Below are 14,895 nucleotides of genomic sequence, written 5' to 3'. Positions count from 1 at the left end.
GTCCCTCGGGATCCGCTGCACCCCCCCGTTCGGTATCCCTTCGCGGAGGAGGTCATCTCCGGGGTCTTGCCTCCGCGCGACGAGGTCTTTCAGCAGCTCTATGCGCGCGAATGGGAGTTCGTCCTGCGCACCGTCGTGCGTTACGGAGTGCCTGCCCGCGACGCCGACGACATCGCGCAGGAGGTCTTCTCGGTCGCGTTGCGGCGGATCGAGGATCACGACGCGGCGAGCTCTGCGCGCCCCTGGCTGTTCGTCATCGCCATGCAGCTCGCGACGAACTACCGCAAGCTCGCGCGGCACCGCATCGAGCCGCTCGTGGCCGAGTGGCCGCCGGAAGCGATGAGCGACGCGCTCGCGGCCGAATCCGCACTTCTGGAGGGCGAAGAGCAGGCTCTCGCCCGGGAGCTCATCGGCCGGATGCGCCCGAAGCTCCGCGAGATCCTCGTCCTGCACGACCTCGAAGAGCAGACGATGCCGGAGATCGCCGACAAGCTCGGGATCCCGCTCAAGACCGCTTACGCTCGGCTGAAGCTCGCTCGCGCGGAGGCGCTCCGGCGAGGGCGCGCGCTCGCCGCGTCGAGCCTCGCCGTGTCGGCGCCGCGCCCGCTGCGGCCGAAGGATCTGCTCCGCGTGCGCGAGGTGCTTCTCGCGTATGCGCATCGCCCACCCCGCGCGCCGCGCGGAGCACGACGGAGCAAACAGCCTGTCACGTATCCCTGCGCCATCGCTGCGCGGGAGCTGTCCTACCCCAGGGTCGTCTTCCCGATGTGAAGCGGAGAGGCGCGTGGACCACGTGTCCACGCGCCGCAGATCATTCGAGGTCGAACGGATCGACCTGGGTCTCCTGCAGCCGCGGGACGGACTTCGCGACGGCCTCGCCGATCTGCGAGAACGTTCCGACGACCGAGACCACGAGGTCGTCCTCGGACAGACGCTCGCGGATCGCGGCGTTCGCCTCGTCCAGCGTGACGGCCTCGATCTGCTCGAGCTGCTTGTCGTGGTAGCCCTCGGGCAACTCGTAGAGCGCGGCTTCGAGCTTCTGGTAAGCGCGTTTCCTCGCTGTATCCACCTCGAAGGCGTGCGAGCGGACGAGGTACTTCTTCACGAACGAGAGCTCGTCCCGCGTGATCCCTTCCTTGCGGAGCGCGTGCAGGAGCTCGAGCTTCAAGGCGAGGCAGGCCGCGGCATCCGAAGCCTTGGGCGCCGTCCACATCGTGAACGCATCCCTCTGCCGATCGAAGCCGACGCGCGAGGACGCGCCGTACGACCAGCCACGCTTCGCCCGCACCTCCTGCATGAGCCGCGAGGTGAACGTCCCTCCGAATGCCGTGTTCGCGACGAGGAGCGCGACGTGATCGGGGTCGTTCGGGTGTGTCCCGAGCCCTCCTACGATCATCTGCGTCTGGGTTCGCTCCGGCTTGTCCACGAAGACGAGCCGACGCCCGGCCCTCCGCGTCGGCGGCGGCACGGGATCCGGGACACTCGCGCCGACCGGGAGTCCGGAGAGCAGGCGCTCGGCGATCGCGTGCCCTTCCTCCACGTCGACGTCCCCCGAAATCGTGATGATCGCGTTCTCCCGCGCGTAGTGCGCCCCGTAGAACGACAGCACTTCGGCGCGCTCGATCGCTCGCAGCGCGGGGATGCAACCCGCGACCCGGCGACCGTACGGATGGCCGGCGAAGAGCGTCCGGCGGAACGCGCGCGCGCACAAGGAGCCGTCGCTGTCGCGTGACTCGATGAGCTCGGCCTCGGCTTCACGCTTCAGGCGAGCGAGCTCGGCCTCGTCGAACGAGGGCCGCGCGAGCAGCGTCGACGCGAGGTCCACGAACGGATCGAGCGAGCGCCGGATCACCTCGAAGTGGACCGTGCTCGCGCTCGGCGACACATCCACGCCGAGCTCGCCGCCGAGGAGGTCGATCGTCTGCTCGATCTTCTCCGAGCTCCACCCTTCGGCCCCGCGACGCAGCATGCGGGCCGTGATGCGCCCGAGCCCTTCGCGGCCCACCGGGTCGTGCGCCGAGCCCGATCGAAACGCGACGACGACGCTGACGAGAGGCAACGCGGGGCTCGGCTCGATGATGACGTGCGTCACGAGGTCACCTCCTCTTCGCTCCCCTCACCTTCCGCGTCTTCGTCGTCCACCTCGTCGCTCTCCATCGATCCGTCGGGCGCGACCTCGATGACCGTCCTCGACGAGCGCACGAGGTAACGCCGCGCCACGCGCAGGAGATCCCCCACGGTGACCCTGCGATACGCCGCGAGCCGTTCGAAGAGCGCCGCCGGGTCTCCCAGCACGATCTCGTAAAATCCGACCTGCTCGGCCTTGCCGCTCACCGTTTCGAGCCCCTGCAGCACCGCGAGCTCCACACGCGCCTTCGCCTTCTCGAGCTCCTCCTCGGTGACCGGCTCGACGCGGACCCGATCGAGGAGCACGTCGAGCGCAGCGCAGAGCGCCTCCGCGGTCTGCTCACCACGCGCCGACAAGAAGACGTCGTACAGCGACGGATCGCGGAACGCGCCCACCCAGCCGCGCACGTCGGTGGCGATCTCCTGCTCCTGGATGAGCGCGCGATGCACCCGCGAGGAGCGCCCGCCGAACAGGATCTCGTTCAGGAGCACGAGCGCCGGATGATCGAAGTCCCCGAGCGCCGGCGATTTGTAGCCGATCGCCACCTTGTGCGTCGGCGTCGGCTTGGTGATCTGGATCCGGCGCTCCTCGGTCTGCGGAGGCTCGGGGCGCACGTCCTCGATCGGCAGGACCGAGGGCGGCAGGCCGCCGTAGTTGTCCTGCACGAGCCGGAGCACCTGCCCGATGTCCACGTCGCCGACGATCGCCATCGCCGCGTTGTTCGGCGCGTAATACGTTCGGTAGAACGAGACGCAGTCGTCGGTCGTGAAGCCCAGGATGTCGTCCATCCACCCGATCGTCGGATGCCCGTAGCCATGCGCGCGGAACGCCTCTTTGTAGAGGACCTCGCTGATCGCGCCGTCCACGTCGTCGTCGACGCGTTGCCTCCGCTCGTTCGCGACGACCTCCTTCTCGCTCGCCACCTGCGGATCACGCAGCACGAGCCGTGACATCCGGTCTGCTTCGAGCCGCAGCGTGAGCTCCAGCGCCTCGGCGGGCAGGTTCGTGTGGTAGTACGTCCAGTCCAGGAACGTCGCGGCGTTCGTCTCGGCGCCCGCTTCTTCGAGGGTGCGATCGTACGCGCCGTGGGCCGAGGTCTCGGTCTCGCCGAACATGAGGTGCTCGAAGAGATGGGCGATGCCCGTCTTGCCGACGCGCTCGTGCCGCGAGCCCACGCCGAACCACGTCTGCACGCAGACGACGGGCGCCGCGTTGTCCTGCAGGACGAGAACCCTGAGGCCGTTGCCCAGGACGAAACGTTCGACGCGCATGGTCGGGCCGAACGCGATGGTGGCGTCGTGCTCGGCCTCTGCGAGCCGGGTCCGGTTGCGGTTCAGCTCGGCGAGGAGCTCGGCGAAGGGACCTTTCCGCACGCGCGAGCGGAGATTCGGGAGGGCCGTATGCATGGGCCGCTCTCCCTTACCACATCGCGCCTGGAGACGCGGCCAGGCGCCGCGTGATACGGGCTCGCTCGTCAGGGGCGGACGTCGTTCAGCGGCGCGGCGCCGCGTGGCACAGGACGTCCTCGGGGATGCGCGTCGACTGATGGCACTCCCACTTGTCGTCGTGGCAGGAGATGACGAGCACGCCGGCCTCGTACGCCTCCTTCAGCGACGAGCCGGCCCGCTGGTGGAGCAGGTTCTCGGGCACCCGCTCGTTGCACCCCTTGCCCATGTCGACCTCGAGCTTCCGGTTGCCCTTGTTCGGCTTCACCGGGTTCGGCGGCGTCTTGCCCTTGTCGGCCGTGCGCACCGCGGCTTCGAGCTTCTTCACGATGCGCTCCACGTAGTCCTTGTCGACGAGGGGATCGGTCCCACGCGGCGTGACCATCGCGATCGTGTACTGGATCGCCATCATCTGCTGATCTGGCGGCGCGCTCGGCTGGATCGGGCCCGCCGATCCGAGGGGCACGGGGCGCGGCGGCATCTCGATCTTCGCCTTGGCGGGCGTCGTCTCCGCCGTCGCGGAGGGCGGCGCGGCCGCGGGCGGCGGGGCAGCCGAGGGCGCCGCGGACGACGCGCCCTGCGTCGAGGCAGGTTCGTCGCAAGCGGCGAGAGCGAGGAGGAGCGGGAGGCAGAGCGGCAGAGCGCGTCGAGCGACCGACATGTCGCGCGTTATACGAAGGCTCGGCCGCGGACGATAGAGGGCGCGCGCTTCAGTCGACCTTGAGGATCGCCAGGAACGCCTCCTGGGGGATCTCGACGCTGCCGACCATCTTCATGCGCTTCTTGCCCTCTTTCTGCTTCTCGAGGAGCTTGCGCTTGCGGGAGATGTCGCCGCCGTAGCACTTGGCCGTGACGTCCTTGCGCATCGCCTTCACGGTCGTCCGGGCGATCACCTTCGAGCCGATGGCCGCCTGGATGGCCACCTCGTACTGCTGCCGCGGCACGATGTCCTTCAGCTTCACGGCGAGATCGCGGCCCCGCTGATACGCCTTTTCCTTGTGGACGATGACGCTGAGCGCGTCGAGCGGCTCGCCGTTGACCAGCATGTCGAGCTTGATGAGATCGGCGGTCCGATATCCGACGAGCTCGTAGTCCATCGAGGCGTAGCCGCGGGACACGCTCTTCAGCTTGTCGTGGAAGTCGAAGAGGACTTCGCTGAGGGGCATGTCGTACGTGATGATCACGCGGTCGGACGAGGCGTATTGCAGCGACTTCTGCTCACCGCGCCGGTCCTGACAGAGTGCGAGCACCGCGCCCACGTAGGACGAGGGCACGTGGATCGTCACGCGGTAGATCGGCTCCTCGAGGTGGTCGACGTACTGCGGCGACGGCAGGCGCGCCGGGTTCTCGATCAGCTTCATTTCCCCGGTGTTCATGTACACGTGGTACACGACGCTCGGGGCCGTCGTGATGAGGTCGAGGTTGTACTCGCGCTCGAGCCGCTCCTGGATGATCTCCATGTGGAGCAGGCCGAGGAAGCCGCAGCGGAAGCCGAAGCCGAGCGCCTCGGACGTGTCGGGCTCGTAGACGAACGCCGCGTCGTTCATCTGGAGCTTCGACAGGGCGTCGCGCAGGTCCTCGTACTGGGCCGAGTCCGTGGGGAAGATGCCCGCGAAGACCATCGGCTTCACCTCTTTGAAGCCGGGCAGCGGCGACGTCGTCGGGTGGACCGCGTCCGTCACGGTGTCGCCGATCTTCGTGTCGGTGACGCTCTTGATGTTGCCCGCGATGAACCCGACTTCGCCCGGGCCAAGCTCGGTGATGGGCGTCGCGTGCGGGGCGAACACGCCCATCTCGGTGATCTCGTAGTCGCGCCCGGTCGCGAAGAACCGGACCTTCTGGCCCTTGCGCAGCGTGCCGTCGACCATGCGGACCATGACGACCGCGCCGCGGTAGCTGTCGTACCAGCTGTCGAAGATCAGCGCGCGCGGCGTGACCTGGGGCTCGCCTTTCGGCGCCGGCACGCGCGCCACGACGGCCTCGAGGATGTCCTTGATCCCGATGCCGGTCTTCGCGCTCGCCAGGATCGCGTTCGAGCAATCGAGGCCGATGACGTCCTCGATCTCGCGCTTCGTGCGGTCCACGTCCGCCGAGGGCAGATCGATCTTGTTCAGGACGGGGATGATCTCGAGGTTGTTGTCGAGCGCGAGGAAGACGTTGGCGAGCGTCTGCGCCTCGACCCCCTGGGAGGCGTCCACGACGAGCAGCGCGCCCTCGCAGGCCGACAGGCTGCGCGAGACCTCGTAGTTGAAGTCCACGTGTCCGGGCGTGTCGATGAGGTGCAGCCGGTACTTCTGGCCGTCGTTGGCGGCGTACTCGAGCCGTACGTTCTGCGCCTTGATGGTGATCCCGCGCTCGCGCTCGATCTCCATCTTGTCGAGGAATTGGTCTTGTTTCTCGCGCTCCGACAGGGCGCCCGTGGCCTCCAGGATGCGGTCGGCCAGCGTGCTTTTGCCGTGATCGATGTGCGCGATGATGGAGAAGTTGCGGATGAGCTTGGGATCGGCGGGCATACTTCCGTGAGGCCGGCAAGACGACGGCCGCGTGCTCCTAGCGCGTCGCGTGGGCGAAAGCCACGGCCTAGGCGGTTACTTCTTCTGGACCGTCGTCTCCAGGCTCATCTGTCCCGGGAGCACGTGCTCGTAGTGCTTGAGGACCATGTCGATCCCCTCGCGGATGTAGACCGCGATCGGCACCTTCGTCCGGTCGTGCAAGAGCTTCAGGCGCTCGGCCTGCTCGGGCGTGATGTAGATGGTCGTCGAGACTTTCTTTCGCGACATGTCACGCCGGCCCTGCGCTCTTCGCGTCACCCGCCGAATGCGGACGGCGCGCCCCCAGGACTCTGAGGGATACTGACAAGGCGTTACCCTAGATGCCGGTACGTGTGTTGTCAATCAGGAAGACTCGGGAGTCTCCGGAAACGCACGTCAGATGCAGGAGCACGAGCACGGCATCGGCCTCCCGCTCGCCTTGCGGAAGGCATCACGCTGCGTCTAGACTCGCCTCGAACGCTTGGAATCCAGCCGCTTTCCATGCCCTTGCCGCTGGGCGCGCTCCCTCGGCGTCGCGGCCTTGCTCACGTCGCTTTCGGCGATCGGTAGCGCCGCGTGCACCTCGGCCGACCCGGGGAACGCGCCGGTCGCCTTCCCCACCGGCGCCGAGCGTGACACCGAGGTGAAACACGAGGCCTGCGACATGGCCGCGGCGAACGCGCAGCGCTTCGACGCGAACGGGGACGGCAAGCCCGACATGACGCGCGTGCCCGACGCCTCCGGCCGCGAGCTCTGCCGCGTGCTCGACCTCAACTTCGACGGCGCCATCGATGTCTTCGTCTACTACGACCCGGCCGGCCGCGAGCGCCGCCGCGAGTCGGACTACGACAGGGATGGTCGGGCCGACGAGATCGTGAGCTCCCGCGACGGCGCCGTGTTCCTGAAGGAACGCGAGACCAACTTCGACGACAAGCTCGACACCTGGGACTACTACGAGGGCGGCCGCCTCGTCCGGCGCGAGCGCGACTCGGACGGCGACGGGCTCATCGATCAGTGGTGGGCCTTCAACGATCCGACGGACGATCGATGCGCGCTCGTCGCCATGGATCGCAACGTCGACGGCAAGCCCGATCCCGAGACGGTGCTCGACCTCTGCGCCGAGGCCCGCGCGAAGCAAGCCGCGATGCCGCCCAGGCCGCAGGCCCCAGCGCCCCGGCCCTCGGGCGCGGCGCCGCTCCCGACCGTGCCGGTGCTCCCGGCGGGCGCGCCGACCGCACCGCAGCCAGGTGGAGCGAGCCCACGATGACGAGCCGCGTGATCGCGTCGACCCTCGCAGGCTCTCTCCTCGCGCTCTCAGCGTGCGCGAGCACGCCCGCGCCCACGACGAACGCGTTCACCGGCGAGACCACGCCGAAGCGCGCTCCGCTCAAAGGTCCGGCCTACAAGGTCGACGATCGCTCGATGTGCGACTGGAAGGGCCGGAAGGATCGGGAGGCGAGCGAGATCGCGGGGCCTGGCTCGCTCAAGCCGAACGTCCGCCGCGTCTTCTTGCTCGTCGGCATGGGCGAGTCGCAGAAGAAGATTCTCGTCTGTCGCGAGATCGACACGAACTTCGACGGCGTGAAGGACGTCGTGCGTCGCTACAACGACAAGGGCGAGAGCCTGCACGAGGAGAGCGACAGCAACTACGACGGCCGCATCGACACGTGGATCACGTTCTCGCGCGGCAAGCTCGCCGAGGTCCAGCTCGACAACGATCGCGACGGCAAGCCCGACGAGTGGAAGTCGTACTCGGACGGGCGCCTCTCGCGCATCAAGCGCGACCAGAACCGCGACGGCAAGCCCGACGTCTGGGAGGTCTACCGCGAAGGGAAGCTCGAACGGATGGGCGTGGACCTCGACGCCGACGAGCGGGTCGATCGCTGGGATCACGACACGGAGGCGCGCCGCCGTGCCGAAGAGGCCGAGCAGAAGAAGGAAGAAGAGGCGAAGAAGCGCGAGGCCGAGAAGCGCGAGGCCGAGAAGGGCGACGCCGACAAGGACGGCGACGAGGGTGGAGCCGAGCCGAAGGGCTCAGCCGCGCCGGCCGAGAAAAAAGGCGACAAGGCCAACGACAAGGCCAACAAGAGCGAGAAGAAGAAGCCCTAGCGCGACGACGATCATGTCAGGGCGAGCTCGTGCCTTCGCGGCCGTAGACGTCCTCGATGCGGACCACGTCGTCGAGCTCGGGCGTGGAGACTTCGATCACGTCGACGTCGGTGACGGCGATCATGCGGTGGATTGTCCCGGGCAGGACGTGGAAGACGTCGCCCTTCGCCATGCGGCGACGTTCGAGCGACTCCTTCGGCCCCACTTCGAGGTCCATCTCGCCCGACTGGAGAAAGAGTGTCTCTTCCTTGACCCGGTGGTATTGACGGGACAGACGCTCGCCTGCCCGGATGTGGAGCAACTTGCCCACGTAGCGGGACGTCTCCGCCCAGATGAGCTCGTGACCCCACGGCTTGTCGACGCGGCGCATGGAGCGTGCTTATCACGACTGCGGGTTTGGAGCGAAGGGCGCCGTCGGGCGACCCGGAGCCCCGAGCGTCGAATGGGTTTCGAGCGAAGAGCGGCGAGAGCAGCGGGCTGGAGGCGTGTCGGCGGATGGAAGAGCGGTTGCAGAAGATCATCGCCCGTTCGGGGGTGAGCTCCCGGCGCGCAGCGGAGGAGCTGGTCACGGCAGGGCGGGTCCGGGTGAACGGGCGCGTCGTGACGGAGCTCGGGGCCAAGGCCGACCCGCGTCGCGACAAGATCGAGGTGGATGGGAAGCGCCTCACGGCGGAGTCGCCGGTCTACCTCGTGCTGCACAAGCCGCGGAACGTCGTGTCGACGCTCCATGATCCCGAGGGTCGACCCACGGTCGCGGACCACGTGCGCAGTGCGGGGGCGCGCGTCTATCCCGTCGGTCGCCTCGACTTCGCGACGAGCGGCGTCCTCTTGATGACGAACGACGGCGAGTTCTCGAACGGCCTGCTTCATCCGCGCGGCGGCGTGCCCAAGACGTACGTCCTCAAAGTTCGTGGCGTGATGGATGAAGGCGACGCGGACGTGTGGCGCACGGGCGTCGAGCTCGAAGACGGCAAGACGCTGCCGGCGGACGTGCGCATCCTGCGGCACGAGGGCGACAAGACCTGGCTCGAGATCACCTTGCGCGAAGGGCGCAACCAGCAGATCCGCCGCATGGGCGAGGCGACGGGCTTCCCCGTGATGCGACTCGCGCGGCTCAGCTTTGCTGGCGTGACGTCCGAGGGGCTCTTGCCGGGGAAGTGGCGGCTCTTGACGGTCGACGAGCTGCTCGCGATCCGCAAGGAGTTCGGCGTGCCGAAGCGCGTGCGCCCGGCTGTGGATCAGATGCCGGCGCAGCGCGCGAAGCAGCAGAGGCCGCGGGCGCACGTCGGCGCGGCGCCGCGGGATCGGGGCGAGCGCGGCGAGCGGCCGCGGGCGGGGTACGCGTCGCGGGAAGGCGGACGCGAGGAGCGAGGCGCGCGGCCTGCGGATCGGCGCGAACGTGGGACGAGCGGGCCGCCGCGCGAGCGTGGGACGAGCGGACCGCGCGAGCGTGGGACCAGCAGACCGCGCGAGCGCAAGCGGCCCACCTGAAAGGGTGCCCCACAGACTTCGGTGCATCGACCGCATCGCGGTCGATGCATCAGAGGTCCAGGGCTGGCCCTGGTCCGGGTCCAGGGGTGGACAACCCCTGGTCGGGTCCGGGGTGAAACCCCGGCGCTACGCTGTGGAACTCCTCAGATCTGCGCGAAGCGACCGCTGCGGAAGGACGCTTCGAGCAGCTGCGCGACGCGCTTCTCGAGCTCGCGGGCGCGGGGATCGGTGATCCCGGCGAGTGCGGTCTTGATCTCGCCGAGGGCTTTGAGCTGGCTGAAGAGCTGCACGTCGCCGAGGGCGGTGCCGCCGGTGAGGAGCTGGCGGATGCGATCGATCTCGGCGGCGAGGGCGTCGACGCCTACGCCGAGTGCGCCGACGCGGCGGCGATCGGGGTGCTCGCGGAAGAATGCTTCGAGCACGGGCTGCACGATGCCTTCGAGGATCGCGGCTTGGTCCTGGTTGTTCCAGATGTGCTTGAGGACGAAGAAGTCGCTCGCGTCGGTCGTGCTCCGTCCGTCGAGGTAGGCGCTTGCGGCGAAGAGCTTGAGCATCTTCACGACGCGACGATCCGAGAGCGAGATGCCTTCGGCGCGGATCTGGAAGACGATGCCTTTGTAGGCCGAGAGGAATGCGTCGGAGAAATTCATCCGACCGCCGAAGCTCTTGCCGAGATCGGCGAGCTCGCGGGCGGTGACGACGGGGCGCAGTGGATCGCCCGACATCTGGCGGATCTCGTGCTGGATGCCGCGCTGCAGGAGCTCGTTGAAGTGGTAGGCGTCGAGGTTGTCCGAGTGGACGCGCAGCAGGAAGCGATCGAAGATCGCGTTCAGCGTCTCGTCGCCTGGCACCTCGTTCGAGGCTGCGAAGACGCTGATGAGCGGGCAGCGCATCACCTTGCCGCCGCTCGTGAACTTGCGCTCGTTGAGCAGCGTGAGGAGCGCGTTCAGGATCGCGCTGTTCGCCTTGAAGACTTCGTCGAGGAAGACGACCTCTGCTTCGGGCAGCATGCCGGCTGTGTTGCGGCGGTAGGTACCTTCGCGGAAGGCGACGATGTCGACGGGGCCGAAGATCTCGTTTGGCTCGGTGAAGCGCGTGAGCAGGTACTCGAAGTAGTTCGCCTGCATGAGCTCCGAGAGGGAGCGGATGAGGGCGCTCTTGGCCGTGCCGGGCGGACCGAGGAGCACGCAGTGCTCGCCGGCGACGACCGAGATCATGAGAAGCCGGATGATCTCGTCCTTGCCGAGGAACTGTCGTTCGAGGGTGCTCGCGAGCTGTCGGAGTCGCTCGTGAAGGGGCGCGGGCGGCATCGCCGAGGAGGCGTATCACAACGGGGGCGCGGGCCGGCCGCGTTTGTGCCTGGGACCTTCGAAACACGAAGGCCGGCTCGCAGTTCGTGCGGCCGGCCTTTCGTGTTTTTTATGCTGCGGAGCGGGAGACGGGATTTGAACCCGCGACGTCAACCTTGGCAAGGTTGCACTCTACCACTGAGTTACTCCCGCAGGGTGTTGCGAAGGAACTGCTGATTTTCAGAGCGGGAGACGGGATTTGAACCCGCGACGTCAACCTTGGCAAGGTTGCACTCTACCACTGAGTTACTCCCGCAGACTTCGTCACCGCCGTAAAGAGCGCGATGTCGACGGACCGTTCGGGTTTTTCCCGATTCACTCGGGAGGTCCCCGAGGAGGGCCCCACTGCGTACCGAGGCGCGCCTCGTCAGCAGCGAGGCCATTCCTACTCGGCACTTTGGAAACTGTCAAGCCCTGTGCCCCAGGCGGTTGCCTCTTTGAATTCCAAGAGTATCTTCTTCAACCGTTGCATCGGACGGCCTGGCCGGAGAGTCGGCCGTTGGGGGTTGCAGCACAGGCGGATGGGGCACCGTCGGGTGCTCCGTAGGGATGGGGGGAAACATGAACGAACAGCAAGCGGCTTTGCGTATCAACTCCGGTTCGAACGCGGAGGCGGTCAGCCAAGCACAAAAAGAGCACCGCTCGGGCGTCTTCGCGAAGGGTCGGCGTGACGGAAGCGGCTGGGGTCTCGTGCTCATCGGTTTCAACGGCGAGCTCGCGCCGATCACGCTCACCGACGGCGCGGTGATCGGCAGCGCGTCACGTGACGCGCACGTGGAAGGCGCGGGGATCGCGGCGGAGCACGCGCGCGTCAGCGTTCGCGCGGATGGTTGCTACGTCGAGGATCTCGGCACGCCCGACGGCACGTTCGTCGACGGCGTGCGCGCGCGTCGCATCGGTCTCAGCCACGGCGACGTGGTTCGTCTCGGCAGCCGGATCGGCGTGTTCGTCGAGCGTGATCTCAGCGCGTATGGCGGCGCCGTCATGCGCACGGGACCGCTGGTGCACGGCCCGCGGCAGCGCAAGGACTGGATCGATCCGATCCTCGATCTCGTGAAGGGCGGCTCGTGCGTGTGCATCGAGGGCGGGCCCGGCACGGGCAAGCGCACGATGGCGAAGCTCGCCGCCGCGGTGCGCGAAGGCGTGGGCGACATCGTGACGGTGGACGGTCGCGCCGAAGGCAAGCCGACGATCCCGGCGGGCATCCGCCCGATGACCTGGGTCGTGCTCGACGCCGATCGGCTGCCGCGCCCGCAGCAGCTCGAGATCGCGCACGCGGTCGGTCGCACGAGCGGCGTGTCGGTGATCGCGACGGTGGGTCAGCCCCTCGATCGCGCGGTCGGCGACGGCAAGCTCGCGCCGTGGTTCGCTTCGCTCTTCTCGGGCAAGCGCGTCACGATCACGCCGCTCGAACACCGCCGCGAGGACATCGCGGCGATCGTGCAGGACATCGCGGAGCGCCGCGGCATCGAGCTCGCGCGCATCACGCCGGAGCTGCTCGAGTCGCTCGTGCGCGCGGGCTGGCCGGGCGGCGTGCCGCAGCTCGAAGCGACGCTCGTCTCCGCGGCCGAGGTCGCGGGCCCCGACGGCGCGATCCTTCCCTCGTCGATCGCGTCGTCGCTCGCGAGGGCGAGCCGCACGAAACCCTCGCTGCCGCCCGCCACGGATCCTTCGCTCGCCCGCGCGCGCCTCGAGGATGCGCTCGCGCGTGCGAACGGCTCGGTCGCGTCGGCGGCGCGTTCGCTCGGGATGTCGCGCCAGGCGATCTACCGCGAGGCCGAGCGCCTCGGCCTCGATATCGCGCGGCGCAAGTTCTCGCGAAGCTGACCTTTCGTTCGAGCCGACGAGGGCCGTGCTCGGACACGGCCCTTCAGGCGACGAACGCCAGCGACGCGTGGCTGACGATCGATCCTTCCACGGGATCGACGCACTGCGTGTAGTGCAAGAGCCGCCCCGTCGCGGCCCCCGGCAACGCCCGGAGCGCCGTGTAGATCGGGCCGAGGCCACAGACGCGCCTCGTGTCGAGATCCTCGGCGACCTGCGAAAAGAACCCGCTCGCGTCGTGCTCCACTATGAGGCGGATGGACTCCGCGTCACGAGCCTGGAGCACGTCGCGCTCGGCCGCGTCGAGCGGTCGCGGATCGCCGAAGCGCGGGCCCATGTGCGCGAGATCGGCGCCCGCGATCAGGAAGGCGCGCGCGCCGCGTCGTTCGACGAGCTCGGCGAGCGCCGCGAGGAACGACTCGGCCCGCGCGTCCTCGCGTGGATCACGTCCCCTCGCCTGCGCGTCGCCGAGGCCGCAGAGCACGGGCACGATCCGCGCGGCGCGCTCGCCGAGCAGGTGGCGCAGGAAGATTACTTGCAGCTCCAAGGAATGCTCGCCCTTGTGGAGGTACTCGTCCTCGCGCACGTCGAAGCGGCTGTGCGTCGCGAGGAACGCGAGCGCGTCGTGGTCGGGCTCGAGCGGTCCGAGCGGCGTGGCGAAGCGTTTGTCGCAGACGGCGAAGGGCTGGCGCATCGGCGCGTGCGACGTGCCGAGCAGAAAAAATGTGTCCACCTCGGGAGGCAACGCATCGGCGAGCGCGCCGTACGCGTAGCCGTATCCTTCGGCCGCGCGCCAGAGGTCCATGTGCGGCGCGCAGAGCCCGATGAGGCGGCCAGGCGATGCGCCGTTGCCGCGCGGTGCCTTCCCGAGACACGCCTCCTCGATGTAACGAGCGAGCTCCTCGGGATCACGGTGGTAGGCGCCGCCCGCGTGATGCGCAGGCCGCTCGCTCGCCGCGGCGAACGCGGCCACGACCTCGCGTCGTCTCGCCTGGAAGCGTGGCGTCTCGAGCATGTACGCCGCGTCGAGCTCGGCCACGAGGTGCGAGACGATCGCGACGTCGATCATGCGGCCGATGACGCGACTCGCGCGGCGAGCGATGCCGTCGAGGGAGCTCGTGCCGTCCATGCACGAGACGATCGGGGCGAGGTCTCCGCGGATCGCGACCGAGCTCGGAGCGATGCCCTCGCCGTCGCGGAGCATGAGCGCTTTCCCGAACGTCGGATGCGGGACGAAGATGGCCTCGATCGGCCGCAGTCGCGGGTACGCGTGCGGTTTGGGCATGGTCACCGCGCAGGATAGCGCCCGCACGCCGCACGCAAAGGGAGGCGCGGGCGTTGGATCCCTGCGGAGTCGGCGCGTATGCTGCGGGCGATCGATCCATGTCGAACACGAAGTCGCCCGATCGTTCGCCCGCGAAGACGCGCACGAACACCACGAAGGACGACGATCGACGCGCGCTCGCGGGCCTGCTCGACGAGCTCACGGCGCTCTACCGTGAAGTCGACGCGTCCTTCGCAGGACAGACGTGCCCCGCGTCCACCGAGTGCTGCCGCTTCGGCGTCACGGGACGCGAGCCGTACGTCACGTCGATCGAGCTCGCCCTCGTGCAACGCGCCATCGCGGCGCGAGGCGGCGCGCGCGCGCTCGGACGCACGCCGCCGCCGCTCGCCGACGTCGAGGACACGTCGCGCGGCAAGCGTCGCCTCACCACGCTCGACGAGCGCGTCTGCCCGCTGCTCGACGAGAACGGACGCTGCGCGATCTACGCGTCGCGTCCGTTCGGATGCCGCACCTACTGGTGCGAACGCGCGACCTCGCCGGCGGGCGTCGATCAACGCGCCATCAACGCCTTCGTTCGCCGCATCAAGGATCTTGCTGCGCGACACGCGCCCGAGGGGGACCTCGGTCGTCCTCTCACGCGCGCGCTCGCCGGCGCGGGCCCGAGCTCGGGGTCGGGACCGCGACGCAGGCGCTGACGAGGCCGCACATGGTGCACGGGGGGTTTTGAGGGGGG

The 14,895-nt window shown here is 68.6% G+C and carries 14 protein-coding genes and 2 tRNA genes; 6 read left to right on the top strand and 10 right to left on the bottom strand.

Annotation, left to right across the window (positions count from 1 at the left end; translation table 11 throughout):
* The first annotated feature begins 66 nt into the window (after window positions 1-66).
* The gene (locus QHF85_RS37100; RefSeq protein WP_281332143.1) at window positions 67-771 is read left to right on the top strand and encodes a sigma-70 family RNA polymerase sigma factor; all 705 of its coding nucleotides are present in this window, start codon (window positions 67-69) and stop codon (window positions 769-771) included.
* A 40-nt stretch (window positions 772-811) separates the two neighbouring features.
* Here the strand turns inward: QHF85_RS37100 and QHF85_RS37095 are convergent, their stop codons facing one another.
* The 5 genes from QHF85_RS37095 to QHF85_RS37075 all read right to left on the bottom strand — a co-directional run bounded on the left by QHF85_RS37095 (window position 812) and on the right by QHF85_RS37075 (window position 6,353).
* Window positions 812-2,092, bottom strand: coding sequence for a pitrilysin family protein (locus QHF85_RS37095; RefSeq protein WP_281332142.1), 1,281 nt, complete (start codon window positions 2,090-2,092; stop codon window positions 812-814).
* The gene (locus tag QHF85_RS37090; protein ID WP_281332141.1) at window positions 2,089-3,534 is read right to left on the bottom strand and encodes a pitrilysin family protein; all 1,446 of its coding nucleotides are present in this window, start codon (window positions 3,532-3,534) and stop codon (window positions 2,089-2,091) included. Before QHF85_RS37090 ends, QHF85_RS37095 begins: the two co-directional genes overlap by 4 nt.
* 85 nt (window positions 3,535-3,619) lie before the next feature.
* On the bottom strand, window positions 3,620-4,234 hold the full coding sequence (locus tag QHF85_RS37085) for a hypothetical protein (protein ID WP_281332140.1): 615 nt from the start codon (window positions 4,232-4,234) through the stop codon (window positions 3,620-3,622).
* 49 nt (window positions 4,235-4,283) lie between these two features.
* Complete coding sequence (gene lepA / locus QHF85_RS37080) at window positions 4,284-6,086, bottom strand: translation elongation factor 4 (RefSeq protein ID WP_281332139.1); 1,803 nt, start codon at window positions 6,084-6,086, stop codon at window positions 4,284-4,286.
* Between the two features lie 75 nt (window positions 6,087-6,161).
* On the bottom strand, window positions 6,162-6,353 hold the full coding sequence (locus tag QHF85_RS37075; RefSeq protein ID WP_136918444.1) for a ribbon-helix-helix domain-containing protein: 192 nt from the start codon (window positions 6,351-6,353) through the stop codon (window positions 6,162-6,164).
* 232 nt (window positions 6,354-6,585) lie between these two features.
* On the opposite strand from QHF85_RS37075, the gene QHF85_RS37070 reads away from it, so the two are divergent.
* Window positions 6,586-7,371, top strand: coding sequence for a hypothetical protein (locus QHF85_RS37070; RefSeq protein WP_281332138.1), 786 nt, complete (start codon window positions 6,586-6,588; stop codon window positions 7,369-7,371).
* On the top strand, window positions 7,368-8,213 hold the full coding sequence (locus QHF85_RS37065) for a hypothetical protein (protein WP_281332137.1): 846 nt from the start codon (window positions 7,368-7,370) through the stop codon (window positions 8,211-8,213). The genes QHF85_RS37070 and QHF85_RS37065 overlap by 4 nt, the downstream gene beginning before the upstream one ends.
* Window positions 8,214-8,229: 16 nt before the next feature.
* Here QHF85_RS37065 and QHF85_RS37060 read toward each other — a convergent pair whose 3' ends face one another.
* The gene (locus QHF85_RS37060; protein ID WP_281332136.1) at window positions 8,230-8,583 is read right to left on the bottom strand and encodes a cupin domain-containing protein; all 354 of its coding nucleotides are present in this window, start codon (window positions 8,581-8,583) and stop codon (window positions 8,230-8,232) included.
* Window positions 8,584-8,708: 125 nt separating this feature from the next.
* Here QHF85_RS37060 and QHF85_RS37055 point away from each other — a divergent pair, with 125 nt between their 5' ends.
* On the top strand, window positions 8,709-9,704 hold the full coding sequence (locus QHF85_RS37055; RefSeq protein ID WP_281332135.1) for a pseudouridine synthase: 996 nt from the start codon (window positions 8,709-8,711) through the stop codon (window positions 9,702-9,704).
* Between the two features lie 143 nt (window positions 9,705-9,847).
* Here the strand turns inward: QHF85_RS37055 and QHF85_RS37050 are convergent, their stop codons facing one another.
* From QHF85_RS37050 to QHF85_RS37040, 3 genes are all read right to left on the bottom strand, one after another.
* A complete protein-coding gene (locus tag QHF85_RS37050; protein ID WP_281332134.1) occupies window positions 9,848-11,014 on the bottom strand; it encodes an AAA family ATPase in 1,167 nt (388 codons plus the stop codon).
* A 120-nt stretch (window positions 11,015-11,134) separates the two neighbouring features.
* Window positions 11,135-11,206 (bottom strand) — tRNA-Gly (locus QHF85_RS37045).
* Window positions 11,207-11,237: 31 nt separating this feature from the next.
* Window positions 11,238-11,309 (bottom strand) — tRNA-Gly (locus QHF85_RS37040).
* 305 nt (window positions 11,310-11,614) lie between these two features.
* Here QHF85_RS37040 and QHF85_RS37035 point away from each other — a divergent pair.
* On the top strand, window positions 11,615-12,880 hold the full coding sequence (locus QHF85_RS37035) for an FHA domain-containing protein (protein WP_281332133.1): 1,266 nt from the start codon (window positions 11,615-11,617) through the stop codon (window positions 12,878-12,880).
* Window positions 12,881-12,923: 43 nt separating this feature from the next.
* On the opposite strand, the gene amrB is transcribed toward QHF85_RS37035, so the two are convergent.
* The gene (gene amrB / locus QHF85_RS37030; RefSeq protein ID WP_281332132.1) at window positions 12,924-14,162 is read right to left on the bottom strand and encodes an AmmeMemoRadiSam system protein B; all 1,239 of its coding nucleotides are present in this window, start codon (window positions 14,160-14,162) and stop codon (window positions 12,924-12,926) included.
* Window positions 14,163-14,260: 98 nt separating this feature from the next.
* Between amrB and QHF85_RS37025 the strand changes: the two genes are divergently transcribed.
* Complete coding sequence (locus QHF85_RS37025; RefSeq protein WP_281332131.1) at window positions 14,261-14,857, top strand: YkgJ family cysteine cluster protein; 597 nt, start codon at window positions 14,261-14,263, stop codon at window positions 14,855-14,857.
* The last annotated feature ends 38 nt before the right edge of the window (window positions 14,858-14,895 follow it).

Source organism: Polyangium sp. 6x1 (assembly GCF_029946515.1).
GTDB lineage: Bacteria > Myxococcota_A > Polyangia > Polyangiales > Polyangiaceae > Polyangium.
The sequence above is the reverse complement of the archived record's forward strand: the minus strand, read 5'-3'. Positions and strand labels throughout refer to the sequence as shown.